At 69.1% G+C, this 14,376-nt stretch carries 13 protein-coding genes; 11 read left to right on the top strand and 2 right to left on the bottom strand.

Features of this window, described 5'->3' with window-relative positions; genetic code table 11:
• Window positions 1–3: 3 nt before the first annotated feature.
• The 11 genes from sctJ to FSV73_RS02970 all read left to right on the top strand — a co-directional run bounded on the left by sctJ (window position 4) and on the right by FSV73_RS02970 (window position 11,149).
• Window positions 4–783 carry a type III secretion system inner membrane ring lipoprotein SctJ gene (sctJ, locus tag FSV73_RS03020; protein WP_145003619.1) on the top strand — a complete coding sequence of 260 codons (780 nt, stop codon included), beginning with the start codon at window positions 4–6 and terminating at the stop codon, window positions 781–783.
• Window positions 780–1,358 (top strand): hypothetical protein, encoded by a 579-nt coding sequence (locus FSV73_RS03015; protein WP_145003616.1) that lies wholly within the window; start codon window positions 780–782, stop codon window positions 1,356–1,358. Before sctJ ends, FSV73_RS03015 begins: the two co-directional genes overlap by 4 nt.
• Window positions 1,351–1,932, top strand: coding sequence for an HrpE/YscL family type III secretion apparatus protein (locus FSV73_RS03010; protein WP_145003613.1), 582 nt, complete (start codon window positions 1,351–1,353; stop codon window positions 1,930–1,932). Before FSV73_RS03015 ends, FSV73_RS03010 begins: the two co-directional genes overlap by 8 nt.
• The gene (locus tag FSV73_RS03005; RefSeq protein WP_145003610.1) at window positions 1,922–3,250 is read left to right on the top strand and encodes a FliI/YscN family ATPase; all 1,329 of its coding nucleotides are present in this window, start codon (window positions 1,922–1,924) and stop codon (window positions 3,248–3,250) included. The genes FSV73_RS03010 and FSV73_RS03005 overlap by 11 nt, the downstream gene beginning before the upstream one ends.
• Window positions 3,247–3,708, top strand: a complete 462-nt coding sequence (locus FSV73_RS03000) for a hypothetical protein (protein ID WP_145003607.1) — start codon at window positions 3,247–3,249, stop codon at window positions 3,706–3,708. Before FSV73_RS03005 ends, FSV73_RS03000 begins: the two co-directional genes overlap by 4 nt.
• A complete protein-coding gene (gene sctQ / locus FSV73_RS02995; protein WP_145003605.1) occupies window positions 3,699–4,670 on the top strand; it encodes a type III secretion system cytoplasmic ring protein SctQ in 972 nt (323 codons plus the stop codon). Before FSV73_RS03000 ends, sctQ begins: the two co-directional genes overlap by 10 nt.
• Entirely contained in the window at window positions 4,667–5,323 is a 657-nt protein-coding gene (sctR, locus tag FSV73_RS02990; RefSeq protein WP_145003602.1) for a type III secretion system export apparatus subunit SctR, read from the top strand. The genes sctQ and sctR overlap by 4 nt, the downstream gene beginning before the upstream one ends.
• A 3-nt stretch (window positions 5,324–5,326) precedes the next feature.
• Window positions 5,327–5,596 (top strand): EscS/YscS/HrcS family type III secretion system export apparatus protein, encoded by a 270-nt coding sequence (locus FSV73_RS02985; RefSeq protein WP_115946921.1) that lies wholly within the window; start codon window positions 5,327–5,329, stop codon window positions 5,594–5,596.
• Entirely contained in the window at window positions 5,597–6,412 is an 816-nt protein-coding gene (gene sctT / locus FSV73_RS02980) for a type III secretion system export apparatus subunit SctT (protein ID WP_145003599.1), read from the top strand.
• Window positions 6,413–6,415: 3 nt separating this feature from the next.
• Complete coding sequence (locus FSV73_RS02975; protein WP_145003596.1) at window positions 6,416–7,465, top strand: EscU/YscU/HrcU family type III secretion system export apparatus switch protein; 1,050 nt, start codon at window positions 6,416–6,418, stop codon at window positions 7,463–7,465.
• 132 nt (window positions 7,466–7,597) lie between these two features.
• Complete coding sequence (locus FSV73_RS02970; protein ID WP_145003593.1) at window positions 7,598–11,149, top strand: hypothetical protein; 3,552 nt, start codon at window positions 7,598–7,600, stop codon at window positions 11,147–11,149.
• Window positions 11,150–11,204: 55 nt separating this feature from the next.
• Here the strand turns inward: FSV73_RS02970 and FSV73_RS02965 are convergent, their stop codons facing one another.
• Complete coding sequence (locus tag FSV73_RS02965; RefSeq protein ID WP_145003590.1) at window positions 11,205–12,752, bottom strand: ATP-binding protein; 1,548 nt, start codon at window positions 12,750–12,752, stop codon at window positions 11,205–11,207.
• Window positions 12,753–13,042: 290 nt separating this feature from the next.
• Window positions 13,043–13,996: a GlxA family transcriptional regulator gene (locus tag FSV73_RS02960; RefSeq protein ID WP_145003587.1), complete on the bottom strand. Its 954-nt coding sequence runs from the start codon at window positions 13,994–13,996 to the stop codon at window positions 13,043–13,045.
• Window positions 13,997–14,376 lie beyond the last annotated feature (380 nt).

Genomic DNA, 14,376 nt, shown 5'->3' with positions numbered 1-14,376 from the left:
CGCATGAGTACCGCCTGGTTGCGTAGAAGTCTGCTGTTGCTCTGCCTGGCGCTGCATGGCTGCGGCGGTACCACGCTCTACACCGACCTCAGCGAGCGCGAGGCCAACACCATGGCCGCCGCGCTGCTGCGCGCCGGCATCGCCGTCGAGCGGCAGGCCCAGGATGACGGCAAGGTCACCCTGAGGGTCGACGAAGCCCGCTTGGCCGAGGCGGTCCATATCCTCAACGAGGCGGGGTTGCCCGAGTCGCGCTTCGACAACCTCGGCCAGGTGTTCAAGAACAATGGCCTGGTGTCCTCGCCGATGCAGGAGCGGGCGCAGATGATCTATGCCTTGAGCCAGGAGCTGGCCCATAGCCTTTCCGAGATCGACGGCATCCGCTCGGCGCGGGTCCACGTGGTGCTGCCGGACAACGACCTGCTCAAGCGGGTGATCTCGCCGTCGTCGGCCTCGGTCCTGGTGCGCTATGGCAAGGGCACCGACATCGGCCTGCTGCTGCCGCAGATCAAGACGCTGGTGGCGAAGGGGATCGCCGGTCTCACCTACGAAAACGTCTCGGTGACGGCCATCGAGGCCGTGGAGCCGCCGCCGAGTACGGCGCCGCTCCTCCAGCCGTTCCTCGGGCTGCAATTGACGGCGTCCAGCCTGCCGTGGGCGCGAACCCTGGCCAGCGGTGCCCTGCTACTGGTGCTCGGTCTCGCCGCGGCCCTGGCCTGGAGCCTGGGACGGCGCCGGTCGCGGCCCGCGGCACCGGTCGTCTACAGCCTGGAGTCCCGCGAATGATGCCGGCACCGGCCGCGGCCTTCGATCCGCTGGAGCTGTTCGACGATGCCTTCCTCGCCGCCTGTTTTCCCGGCGCGCTGGCCGTGGCGGAGGCGCGCGTGCTGCGGCAGGCGCGTTGGTGCACCGAGGCGGCAGCGGTCATCGCCGAGATCCATGACCTGCCGGCCTGGGCAGGCGGCGCCCTGGCGAGTGGCGATATCGCCTTGCTCCGCAGCGGCGCCGCGGGACTGCAGCGCGTGGCCCTGCGCTGCGGTGCGGTACGCCAGGCGAGCGCGCTCAACGCCGAGGTTCGCGGCGAGTATCGCCGGGTGTTCGAGGCCGAGCTGGGCGCCGATGCCCTGGGCTTCGCGCGGCGCCATCCCGCACCCCCGGACGCACGGCCACCGCTGCCCGCCACCCGGGTGATCGAGGCGGTGCGGACGGAGGGGGCCGCCTGTCTCGACGCCTGGCTCGCCAGCCTCCCACCGCCGGTCATGGCCTGGGTGCGGCTCGGGTTGGCGCTTCCCGTGGCCGGCGCTCAGGATGGTGATGCCGAGCTGTTCCGCCGGTTGGGCGAGGAGGGCGGTGATGTCTGACTTGCCCCGGCAACCCACGGCGCGGGTGATTTGCGCTGCCGAAGCCGACGCCTGGCGCGATGGCTTCGCGCTGCTGGAGGCGGCACGCCGGATGCTGGCCGAGCAGCAGGCGATCACCGAGGCCGCGCGCGCCCTGGCCTATGAGGAGGGCTTGGCGGAGGGTCGCCGCGCTGCCGAGCGCGAGGCGGTCGGGCACCTGGCTGAGCTGAAGCGCCGCGTGCAGGCGTACCTGGCTGGTCTCGAGCCCGCCCTGGCCGAGCTGGCCGTCGGCACTGCGCAGCAGGTGGTGGCGGACTGGCCCTTCGCCGACCGGCTGCGTGGCGCGACGCGGCGGGCCTTGACCGCCTTTCACGACGAGCAGGAGCTGGTGCTTTACCTGGCCCGCGAGAGCTTCACCCCCGCGATCGCCGAGGCGCTCGCCGATCTACCGCTGCGGCTGCAGGTCGACGACGAGCTGGCGGCGGGTCGCGCGCGGCTGTGCAGTCCGGCGGCCTGCGTCGAGGTCACCCTGGACGCCCAGTGGGCGGCCCTGCGCCAGGCCTTGCGACCCGCGGAGGCCGGCGATGACCGATGACCTCCAGGCCATCCTGCCACGGCTGTCCCAACGGCTGCACCAGGCCCAGCCGCGGCCGCTGCTCGGACGGCTGCTCGGGGTGCGGGGCCTGGTGATCCAGGCTAGCCTGCCCGGCGCCCGGGTCGGCGACCAATGCGAATTGCTCGATCCCCACCGCGCTGCGCCATTGCCGGCCGAGGTGGTGGGGCTGGACGGCGCCCAGGCGCTGCTGGCGCCCGCGGGCAGTCTCGAGGGGCTGTCGCGGCACACGGCGGTCCGCCGCACCGGTCGGGCCCAGGAGGTCGCGGTGGGCGAAGCCTTGCTCGGGCGGGTGGTGGACGCCTTCGGCGCGCCCCTCGACGGTGGCCCTGCCATTGCCGCCACGGCGCTCAGTCGCTGGCCGTTGCGCGCCGCGCCGCCGGCGCCCTTTGCCCGGGAGCCCCTGGAGCGCCCCCTGAGCCTCGGCGTACGGGCGATCGATGGCCTGCTGAGCGTCGCCCAGGGCCAGCGGCTCGGGATCTTCGGCGAGCCCGGGGTGGGCAAGTCGTCGCTGCTGGGCAGCGTGATGCGGCATTGCCAGGCGGACGTGCTGGTGATCGGCCTGATCGGTGAGCGCGGGCGTGAGGTACGGGACTTCATCGAAGGCCAGCTGGATGCCACCAGTCGGGCGCGGACGATCGCCGTGGTGGCCACCGCCGAGCGGCCGGCCGCGGAACGGGTGCGTGCCGCCCTGATGGCTACCGCCCAGGCGGAATACCATCGCGCCCAGGGCCGCCACGTCCTGCTGCTGATCGACAGCCTGACCCGCTTCGCCCGGGCGCAGCGCGAGCTGGGGCTGGCGGCCGGCGAGCCGCCCACCCGGCGCGGCTATCCGCCGTCCTGTTTCGCCAGCCTGCCGGCCTTGCTGGAGCGCGCCGGGGCCACCGCGTCCGGCAGCGTGACCGCGCTGTACAGCGTGCTGACCGAAGGCGAGGCCGATCTCGATCCGATCGCCGAGGAAGTACGCTCCCTGCTCGATGGCCACCTGGTGCTCAGCGCCACCCTCGCGCAACGCAATCACTTCCCCGCCATCGACATCCTGCGCAGTCGTAGCCGCCTCATGGAGCGGGTGGTCACGCCCCAGCAGAGCGCCCAGGCCAGTCGGATCCGCGCGCTGCTGGCACGCCATGCCGACCTGGAACTGGTGCTCGCCACCGGTGACTACAGCCCTGGTAGCGACGCCCTGAGCGATGAGGCCATCGCCCGGCGTGCGGCGATCGAGGCCTTTCTGCAACAGCGCGCCGAGGAGCCGAGCACGCCGGCGGCTACCTGGCGGCAGCTGGCGCAGGTGCTGGCATGAAGTCCGGTCTTGCGGATCTTCACCGGCTGCGTGAGTTACGGCAGCGCCGGGCCCTGGCGGCCAGGGCGGCCCAGGTCGAGCGCGTGCGCCTGGCCGAGCAGGCGTTGCACCAGGCGCGAAGGGCCGAGGATGCCCAGGCCGAGGCCGGACGGGCGGCGCGCGCGGCCTTTCTCGACGCCCTGGCGCAGGACGGCGCAGGGCCGGCCCAGGGTACTCGCGAACGCCATCGGCAGGCAGAGCATCGCCGAGCGGCCGAGACCCTGGCCGCCCGCTGCGCAGCCCTGGAAGCCCAGCTGGTGCAGGAACGCCAAGAGGAACACCACCTGCGGCGGGAGCTGCTCCGCCAGCAACGCCGGCTGGACGCCCTCGGCGAGCCCCTGGCGGCGGCGCAGCGGGCGGAGCTGCAGCGGCGGGAGGAACGGATGAACGAGGCTGTGGAGAGGTCGCGATGCCCCTGACCGAGTTGGCCCTGCCCGAATGGCCACCCGCGTGTGACTGGCGGCTGCACAATCGGCTGCACCGGCCCGGCCGCCTGGCGGTGGGCGACGTCGTGTTGCAATGGCCCTGGGCGGAGCCACCGGCGGCTGCCCGCCTGCTGTGCCTGAACGTGGCTATCGCCGGAGAGGGCGCTCGGATCCGCCTGCCGGAGGCGTGGCTGGCGGCGCGGCTGGCCCCCGCCGACCTGGCGGCGACCCTGGCCTTGCCCCCGCGGGCGCGGACGCTCCTGCTGAACCTGCGCCTGGCGCCCTGGCTGGACGCCCTCGGCGCGGCCCTCGAACGGCCGGTCGCCCTGGTGACGGCGCCGGGAGAGCCACCCGCCTATCGCCTGGCGCTGGGGATCCTGGCCGGGGAGCAGGTCACCGTCGCCGATTGCGCCTTCGGTCCCGAGGCCGCGGCCTGCCTGAGGCGCTATCTGGAGCGTCTGCCCGCGTCCGACACGCCGGCTTTCGCCGGTGTGCCGCTTCAGGCCCGGGTCGAGGCGGGTCGCCAGTGGCTGACCGTCGCCGAGTGCCGCGCCTTGCAGCCCGGTGACGTGGTGCTGCTGGAGACGCCCGCGCCCGACGGCGCCCGTCTGGTGATCGGCGACCGGCTTGGCGCGCGGGTACGCCTGAGCGACGCCGGCTGGCTGCTTAGCGAACCCCTTGGATCCCTTGACCTTGCGAGAACACCGCCCATGCTCGACTCCGAACTCGATGCGACCCTGGATGAGCTGCCCCTGGAACTGATTTGCCAGGTCGGCCAGCTGCGGCTGACGCTGGCCGACCTGCGTGGCCTGGGCGAGGGCAGCGTGCTGCCGCTGAACGCCAATCCGCCCGGCCAGGTGGAGTTGCTGCTCAATGGCCGGCGCCTGGCTCTGGGCGAACTGATCAAGCTTGGGGAAGGGCTGGGCGTGCGGCTGTTGCGGGTGGAGCGCGCATGACCGGCTACCAGCCCAATCTGGTCGAGATCATCCTGGTCGTCGCCACCATCGGGTTGATACCCCTGGCGGTGGTGACCCTGACCGGCTTCCTCAAGATCTCCGTGGTGCTGTTCCTGATCCGTAACGCCCTCGGCGTTCAGCAGACGCCCCCCAACCTGGTGCTCTACGGCCTGGCGCTGATCCTCTCGGTCTATGTCACCACCCCGCTGATGACGCAACTCTATGGCGCGGTGGCCGACCGCCCGCTGGAGCTGGAACGGGTGGAGCAGCTCAAGGAGCTGGGAGCCACCCTGCGCACCCCCCTGCAGGAGCACCTGGGTCGCTTCGCCAATCCGGGCGAGCGGCAATTCTTCCTGCAGGCCACCGAAGCGGTCTGGCCTGCGGCCGCCCGCCAGGATCTCAAGGAAGACGACCTGGTGATCCTGGTGCCGGCCTTCGTCAGCTCCGAGCTGACCCGCGCCTTCGAGATCGGCTTTCTGCTCTACCTGCCCTTCCTGGTCATCGATCTGCTGGTGGCCAACGTGCTGATGGCCATGGGGATGATGATGGTGTCGCCGACGCTGATATCCATCCCGCTGAAGATCTTCCTGTTCGTGGCCCTGAGTGGCTGGTCGCGACTGATGCACGGCCTCATCCTCAGCTATGGGAGCTGATCCATGAACCAGGCGCTGTTCCAGGGCCTCATGCAGCACGCCTTGCTCACGGTCCTGCTGTTGTCGGCACCGGCGCTGCTGGTGGCCATCGTCATCGGCCTCGGGGTGGGGCTGCTGCAGGCGCTGACCCAGGTGCAGGACCAGACCCTGCCGCAAGGCGTCAAGCTGGTGGCCGTGCTGCTGGTGGTCATCTTCCTCGGTCCGCTGCTAGCGGGGCAGGTCATGGGCCTGGCGGACGAGGTGCTGAACAACTTCCCGGCCTGGACGCGCTAGATGGATTTCGCCCTGGCGCCCGATGTGCTGGAGCAGGTCGTCCCGCTGCTGCAGGGCGTGGCGCTGGCCGCGAGTCGCGCCACTGGCCTGGTGCTGGTGACGCCGGCCTTCAACCGGCTCGGCCTGACCGGGCTGTTGCGTACCAGCGTCGCCGTGGTGATCGCGGTCCCCATGATGCTGCCGGTGCAGCAGGGCCTCGCCGCGCTGGCCGACTACTCGGGCTGGCTGATCATGGGCCTGCTGGTGAAGGAGCTGCTGATCGGCGTCACCGTCGGCCTGCTGTTCGGCATTCCGTTCTGGGCGGCGGAGGTGGCCGGCGAGCTGGTCGACCTGCAGCGGGGTTCGACCATGGCGCAGCTGGTGGACCCGGCGCAGTCCGGTGAGACCGGGATCTCCTCGACGTTGCTGTCGGTCGCCCTGATCACCCTGTTCTTCCTGTCCGGCGGCTTCATGCTCATGGTCGGCGGCTACTACGACAGCTACCGCTTCTGGCCGGCCACCGCCTTCACCCCGGTGGTGGTGGCGCCGGCCCTGGAAGGCTTGCTCGCGGTGCTCGACCAGGTCATGCGGAGCGGATTGCTGATGGTGGCGCCGCTGGTGATCGCCCTGCTGATCGCCGACCTGATGCTGGCCTTTCTCGCCCGCATGGCGCCCAACATGCACATCTTCGACCTGTCGCTGGCGGTCAAGAACCTGATCTTCGCGGTCATCATGGTGCTGTACTGCGTCTACCTGGTCCCGCTCATGCTCGACCAGCTGGCGGAATTCCGCGGCACCGTGGAGTTGCTCAAGACCCTCGCCGGCGCGGAGGGCTGAGGGGTGGCCGATACCTCTGAAGAGAAGTCCCAGCCCGCCTCGGACCGCAAGCTGCGCGAAGGGCGCCGCAAGGGCCAGACCGCGCGTAGCCAGGACATGGTCTCCGCCGTGGTGCTGCTCAGCGCCAGCCTCGCGCTGCTGGTGCTGGTCCCGCGCTTCGTCGGTCGGCTACGGGCCTTCTTCGAGCAGGTCGCCGACCTCTATGTGCAGCCCTTCGCCGAGGTGGCGCCGCGCCTGCTGGGTGATGCCCAGGGCCTGATCCTCCAGGGCTGCCTGCCGCTGTTCGCCCTGGTAGTGGTCACGGTGATCCTCACCAACTGGCTCATCACCCGTGGACCGGTGTTCTCCCTGGAGCCGCTCAGGCCGCAGTTTTCCCGCATCAATCCGGTCGAGGGCCTCAAGCGGCTGTTCGCCCTGCGCAACCTCGTGGAGTTCCTCAAGGGCCTGGTCAAGGTCGGGGTGCTGTCGCTGGCCTTCTATGTCGTCGGCCGGCTGGGCCTGCAGGCGCTGCTGGAGTCGTCGCGGTGCGGCCTCGGCTGCGTCGACGCCACCTTCATCGCCGTCCTCAAGCCGCTGGCCGTCATCCTGATCGTCGTCTACCTGGCGTTGGGCTTGGCGGACATCCTGCTGCAACGCTGGCTGTTCCGCCGTGACCAGCGCATGACGCGCAGCGAACAGAAGCGCGAGCGCAAGGATCTCGAAGGCGATCCGGCGATCCGCCAGGAGCGCCAGCGCCTGCGGCGCGAGACCCAGACCCTCACCAGTCGCCGTACCGGGCTGGCGGCGGCCACCCTGGTACTGGAAGGCGCCGGTGGTGAGGTGGTGGGCCTGCGCTATCGCCGGGGCGAGACACCGGTGCCGGTGGTGGTCTGTTCCGCCCAGGGCGAGGGTGCCCAGGCACTGCGCCAGCAGGCGCGGGCGGCGGCGCTGCCGATCGTCGCGGTGGGCGACCTGGCGGCGCGCATCACCCGCCGCAGCGTGGCGGGCGAGCCCATTCCCGAGGCGACCTTCCAGGAAGTGGCCGACCTGCTGGTCCAGGCAGGCTTGATCTAGCAGCGCCACGAATCCCGTCACAACTCGGTGATTTCACAACATTTCGCAGCCATTTAACCCTGAGCGCCACGGCCGCTTCCTAGACTGGAGGAGGCCACCTCGTCCCCACCGTCGCCTTGAAGGATTCCCGAAATGTCGACCTCACCCGTCTCCAGCAAGACCGATCGTCCCGCCGCGCCGACCGCCGACGCCCCCAGTGCCAAGCAGGGGGTGTTCCTGCGTGCCCTGAAGAACAGCGGCACCACCCCGCCACGGGCGGCCGGACCGGGTGACAAGGCGCCGGCGCTGAGCGACTACGCGAGCATCGGCAAGCCCGGGGCTCAGGGCGCCGATACGGTCGTCTATGTCACCGCCGACGGCGAGCGGGTGCTGGTGGCCCGTTCCACCAATCCCGACCTCTACGAGCAGGTACTGGCCGATGCCAAGGCGCTGCCCACCGTGCAGGCGCGGCTGGCGGAGGGCTATAGCCTGGCCGATGCCGATGGGCAGGCACCGGCTGCGCTGGCCGGCTATGCCGGGGTCCCCGAGCGCCTGAGCGATCGCCTGCTGGCCTACAGCACCCCCGAGGGCAAGGTGTTGGTGGACGTCGCGCGCAGCCCCGAACTCGCCAAGCAGGTCAAGGCCGATCTCGAGACCCTCGCCGCGCTCGACGGCAGCGTGGCCCAGGGCTATGAGCGCGCGGGGAGCGAGCGGGCCCCGGAAGCCGCGGACAACTACCTGAACATCGGGCCGCCGGACGAAACCGGCCCCGGGGTGATCCGCTACGAAACCCAGGACGGGCACAAGGTGGTGATCGCCGAGCGCGAGAACCCGGAGGCCTACGCCGCGGCGAAGAAGGCCTACCAGGCACTCGCCGAGGTCAACCAGCGCCAGGCGGAAGGCTATCGCGCCGCCGCGGCGGACGACGTGCCGCCGCCCTACGTCGGTACCAACATCGAGGCCCCGGGCAAGGGTGGCACCCTCAGCTACCGGCATGGCGACGATAAGGTGGTGGTGGACCCCCATACCAATCCCGCGCTCTACGCCTACCTCGAGGGCATGCGGACCATCGAGGCGGACCCTGGGCGTTCCAGCGCCATCCAGGGCGCCCTCGATGGCGGTGCCACCCTGGCCAGCCAGGATGCCACCGCGCCCAAGCTCAACGACTATAAGGAATTTCATTGGCAGGTGGGGGAGGAGGGCAACGTCCTCAGCTACCAGACCCACGATGGCCAGAACGTGGTGGTCTCCCGTGACCTGACCCCTGAACTCTTCGCGCGGGTCAAGGCGGACAAGCTGAGTTGGGACAAGATCCACGAGAGCGAGCAGGACGGCTACAAACTGGCCGGCCCCAACGACTTCATGAAGGGCGATTCCTGGACGATCGGCCCGCCGGACGAACTCACCGACGGCCTCATCCGCTATGAAACGCCCGACCAGGGCAAGGTGATCGTCTCGCGGGATCTGAGTCCCCAGCTCTACCAGGAAGTCCTGGATCGCTGGGACGCCATGAGCGCCAAGCCGGTGGACGATACCCGGGCCAAGTACGAGCTCAAGCCGGAGAGCGAGCTGGACATCCTCGCCATGGGGACCGGCCAGCATGGCGACGGCGACAACGCCCCTGAGCTCAATGTCCAGGAGCTGGCCACCAAGGACCTGATCGATGGCTACAAGAAGGGCGTGGAGGACGGCAGCATCGGCAAGGACGATCCGCGCGCCCAACTGGTCCGCGCGCTGGAGGCCCAGGCGGCGTACCAGAACGGCCGTGGGGTCACCGGCTACGAGGAGGCGACGCGCCCCTTCAACACCACCTGGCGCGAGTCCGACGACAAGCAGACCCAGCTCACCTCGGCGGACATGCATGATTTCATCGACGGACCCAAGCTGCAGGAGCGCCTCACGGCGCTGTTCGACGACCCGACCATCCAGAAGGATTACGCCGACAAACTCAATGGCGCCCTCGAACGGATCCCCGACAAGGACAAGATCAAGCAGAACCTGATCGATACCCTCAACAGCGACGCCTACACCCACTACCTCGACGACCTCAAGGGGCAGGGACGGCAGAACGAAGCCAGCCAGGACGTCAACCGGATGCTGGCGGCGCTCAACGTGCTCGACCCGGAGGAGGGCAAGAAGGCGGCCCAGCGGCTGCAGGTCAACGCCCTGACCAGCGATCTCAACGAGCTGGTGGACGATCCCAGCAAGATCGAGCAGTCGGTGAAGAACAAGGCCGCCGGCGATCTCTTCACCCTGATCAAGAGCATCCTCAGTTCCTCGGCCGGCATCAGCCGGCAGACCTACAACTCCATCGACGGCTTCATCAAGGAATTCGCCGGCGACGCCAAGCTCACCGAGGTGACCAAGGCCATCGAGGAACTGCAGACCAAGTTCAAGAACGGCGAGATGGTTACCGCCGACGACATCAGCAAGGCGGTACAGAAGCCCTATGTCCCCCTGGAAGATCGCGGCAAGATCGCCGGTTTCCTCGGGACCCTCAACAACGCCGGCATCCTCGGTTCCTTCTCCGGCGCCCTGAGCCTGGTGTCGGGTATCTATACCCTGACCAAGGGCGGTGAGGCGCTGGCCAGCGATCCGCTGGCGCGTCTCGGGGTGGCCCGTGACTTCATCAACTTCCTCAGCATGGGGCCGCAGTTCGCCAAGCTGTTCGACCAGGGGCTGTCGGTACTGGGCAAGAATGGCGTGGCCGATGCGCTGGGGGTCAGCAAGACGCTCAAGGAAAACCTCGGCGCGTCCTGGATTCCGACCTGGGACAAGCCGCCGCAGATTTCCTCGGTACCCCTCTATGTCCCGGAGCTGCCTGAGGTGACCACCGGGGTGGCGGACGAACTGCGTCGGGACGGCAATGCGATCGCCGATCGGGTGCTCAGCGAGGCGACCCCGCCAGCGGCCCCCGCCGTGCCGGCTACCGGCAGTGGCAGTGGTGCGGCCGGCGGCAACGATGCCAAGGGCATCCAGGGGCTGATGGACGACCTCGCCAACAGCTCGAAGATTGCACCGGTGAAGAGTTCCACCGGGACCCGGATCGCCGGTTCCGCGCTGAAGACCCTGGGCGCGCTGAGCGACGGTGTCGGCGGCGTGGCGGACATCGTCCTGGGCGCCTTCTCGCTCAAGTCCAGCGTGGCGAGCAACGACAAGGCCGGCATCGCCATGGGTTCCTTGCAGGTGGTCAGCGGCACCATGGGCATGGCTGCCGGCGGCATCGGCATCGCCGGGCTGTTCGGCAGCGTCGGCGCGGCATCGGCGCTCACCGGCCCGCTGTTCCTGGGGGCGCTGATCCTCGGCGGCATCGCCGCCATCGCCGGCATCTTCATCAACCACAACAAGAAGCAGAAGGCCACCGACGGCGAGGGCGACTGGTACAAGGAGCTGGCCAAGGACGGTCTGATGCAGGCGGATTGGGCGGAGAAGCTGGAGTACGCCCGCTACGAGATCCACCACTACGGTGGCCGCGATACGCCGGACGACGACAGTCTGTTCCGCTACCAGTCCAGTGAATTCGAGCATTTCAAGGACACGCCGCAGCAGGGCGGCAGCTCCAGCAATCGCCTGGATGGCACGCTGCACAAGGACTACGTCTCGCCCGAAGAAGCGGCGGCCAAGGCCAAGGCCGAGGAGGAGCAGGATAAGCAGCCGGAGCGTCCGACCCGCGGGGGTGGCGGCGCCGGTGCGCGGCTGGTCTAGGACGCCGCGCGCTACCGGGCCCGCGCGGCGGGCCCGGGGCGCAGGGTCGGGCTGCTCAGGACAGCGGCCAGGCCTCGACCCGGTAGGAAGTAGGGCCGGTATTGGCATAGCCGGTCAGGATGCGTGAGCGCAGCGCGATACCGGTGACCGGCGCCACCACGCCCAGGGGCTCATCCAGCCGTTGCCGGACCTGGCGCAGGACGAAGGCGCGGACGGTGCTATCCAGCCGATAGCGATGGCTGCCATCGACGTTGTCGGTGATCAGCCAGGATTTTTCGATCAGGCTCTCGATGCACAGCAGCAGGTCGCCGCCGAGGCTATCGACCTGGGGCAGGCTAGTGGTCAAGGCCTCCAGCGGCAGGGGACGGCCATGCAGGGCCAGCTGGTTCAGGATCGCCCGCTCCTGGTCGCCCAGGCGATCGTAGGTCCAGTCCAGCGCCGCCTGCAGGGAGCGATGGCGGCCGATGGCGGTCCGCCGTCCGCGCATGTCGAGGCGGAAATCCGTGTCCAGCAGGGTGAGCAGCCGCTCCAGGCCGAAGCTGGGTACCCGGGCCGCGGCCAGTTCCAGCGCCAGCGGGTTGCCATGCAGACGCGCACAGAGGTCGCGTACCAGCGCCAGGTTGCGCTCGTCCAGCTGAAAGCTGGCATCGACGGCGCGCACCCGTCGCTCGAACAGCGCCAGGGCCGGGTAGTCGGCCCAGCACAGCCGCTCCGGCGTGGCCTGCTCGGGAAACCCCAGGGGCGGAATCCGCTCGATGACCTCGCCCAGGGCGCCGAGGGGTTCACGCGAGGTCACCACGACCTTCGCCAGCGGGCACTGTTCCAGCAAGCGCTCGACGAACAACGCCAGGCTGCCCAGCACCTGGTCGCAACCATCCAGGATCAGCAGGAAATCCTCCTGGGTCCGGGCCAGCAGCTCCTGCAGGGTGGCGCCGGGCGTGGTGCCCGGGGCGCGCAGGGCGAGGCGGGCGGGCACCTCGGCGTCCGCGGTCTCGCTGACGTCGACCAGGTAGACACGGCCGCCGAGCGAATCGCTCAGCGCGCGTCCCAGCGCCTGGGCCACCACCGTCTTGCCCGCGCCGGCCGGTCCGCTCAGCGTCAGCAGGCGTTGCCTGGCCAGGGTGCCGAGCAGCCGGGCGAGCAGGCTGTCGATGCCGAACAGCTCGGTGCCGCCGCCCAGCGCCGGCATGACCTCGCGCGCGTCGGACTCGAGGGTGCAGGCCGCGACGGGTATCACGAAGCGATAGCCGCGACCCGGTACGGTGACGATGTAATCCGTGCCGGGATCATGCTCCGCCAGCAGGCGGCGGATGGCGACCATCTGGGCGCGCAGGTTGCACTCCTCGACGAAGGCGTTCGGCCAGGCGCGGGTCAGGAGCTCCTGTTTCGACAGCAGGACCCCGGCCTGGGCGACCATGGCGCCCAACAGTTCCATGGCCCGTCCGCCCAAGGGGATCGGCACGTTGTCCTTGAGCAATTGCTGGCGCTGCGGCAGCAGCAGGAAGGGGCCGAACGCCCATCCCGTTGCCTCGGCTGACAGATTGACGACTGAATCTTCGGTCTCTTCATGACGGAGGCCGTAAGCACCTATCGTGTCTAGCATGAATCACCCCTTTGCCTGACTGAGCCCTGGTCCCGACAGCGAAAGGCAGTGGCAAGGCCCCTGGCTCGTACCTGATTTTTTCGGAGAACCTTTGTTCTGCAGCGGCGATGCTTCGCCGTCTTGTCTGTGGTTCCCGCGTCTGCACGGATCGCCCCTGCCAAGGGCGTCTAGCGACGGCTACGACCTTTGGCTAAGGGGCTAACCCTATGATCTATCACCAGATGTGTCCTGTGAGTTACAAATGGGTAGCGATCCGGCCACGGACGTACGCCAGACGGTCATATCGCCGATTAAGTGAACTGCTTCCGATACTGGTTCGGCGAAACGCCGAGTTTTTCGATGAAGGCCTGGCGCATGGTGCGCACCGTGCCGAAGCCTGCGCCGTGGGCAATCGCCTTCAGCGGCAGGGTGGTGCTCTCCAGCTGGGTACGGGCATGGTCGATCCGCACCCGTTTCAGGTACTCCATGGGCGTCAGCCCGGTTTCCCGCACGAAAACGCGGGCGAAGTGCCGGGCGCTCATGGCGGCGGCGGAGGCCAGACGCTCGATGGTCAGGGGCTCGTGCAACCGCTCGACCATGGCGTCGTAGGCAGCGCTCACCGCGGGCGAGGCCGCTCCATGCTGCTGGATCAGCGGGCTGAACAGGCGCTGGTTGGTCTGCCGCGGCAGGCTGACCACCATGGTCTTGGCCACCTCGGTGGCGATGCGCTGACCGTGGGTCTCGGCGACCAGGGTCAACGCCAGGTCGATGCCGGCGGTGATACCGCCGGAGCTGATGAAGGCGCGGTCGCGCAACACGATGTGGTCGGCTTCCACCGACAGGGCGGGGTACCGCTGGGCCAGCCGTTCGGTGTAATTCCAATGGGTGGTGACGCGGTAGCCGTCGAGCAGTCCGGCCTGCGCCAGGACGAAGGCGCCGGTGCAGATGGAGCCCAGCACCGCGACCTCGGCAGCGGTTCGCCGGAGCCAGGCCTGCAGGCGTTCCGGCGGGGCCTGCTGGTAGGCGCCCGGCCCACCGGGAATGAGCAGGTAGTGACCGCTGGTGGGGGCGTCGTCCAGGCACCAGTCCGTCTGGATCCGCATGCCATTGCTGGCGGTGATACTGCCCTGCCGCTCGCTAACGGTACTGATGCGGTAGTGCTGGTCTTCCGCCAGGAAGCGATTGGCCAGCGAAAACACCTCGATGGGCCCCACGACATCCAACAACAGTACATCGTCGAACAGCACGACCAGGATTGTCTTCATGAAGTCATCGAGTGAGAGGGCCTAGTGGCGGACACACGGGCTTACGAATCATTCAGACCATATGGTCATACTATGTCTAACTGGTCAACCGCTTCGTTTCAGTCCTTTGGCGGATGTCGCCTTCCATCGCCGCGGGTGGCGCGTTGGCGTCCCCAGGCCGCCGGCTCGCTGCAACAGGACTGTCACCCGGCGGCGCCATAGTCCTCCACTCGGGCACGGCAAGCGACCCTCCCGCGTGGCCATCGATCCAGGTGGCCGGCAGGCCAGCGAGCCCGCCGCCGCAAGGCGTAGGCACCCTCGAACCCAGGATGCTTGCCCGTGCACCGCCATCTTGTCCCACGGCAGCACCCGCTGCCGCGGCCATGAACCTGGAGTGGCGT

Source organism: Pseudomonas oryzihabitans (assembly GCF_007665395.1).
Taxonomy (GTDB): Bacteria; Pseudomonadota; Gammaproteobacteria; order Pseudomonadales; family Pseudomonadaceae; genus Chryseomonas; species Chryseomonas psychrotolerans_C.
Note: the sequence above shows the minus strand (reverse complement) of the source record. Positions and strands in the feature narration are given on the sequence as shown.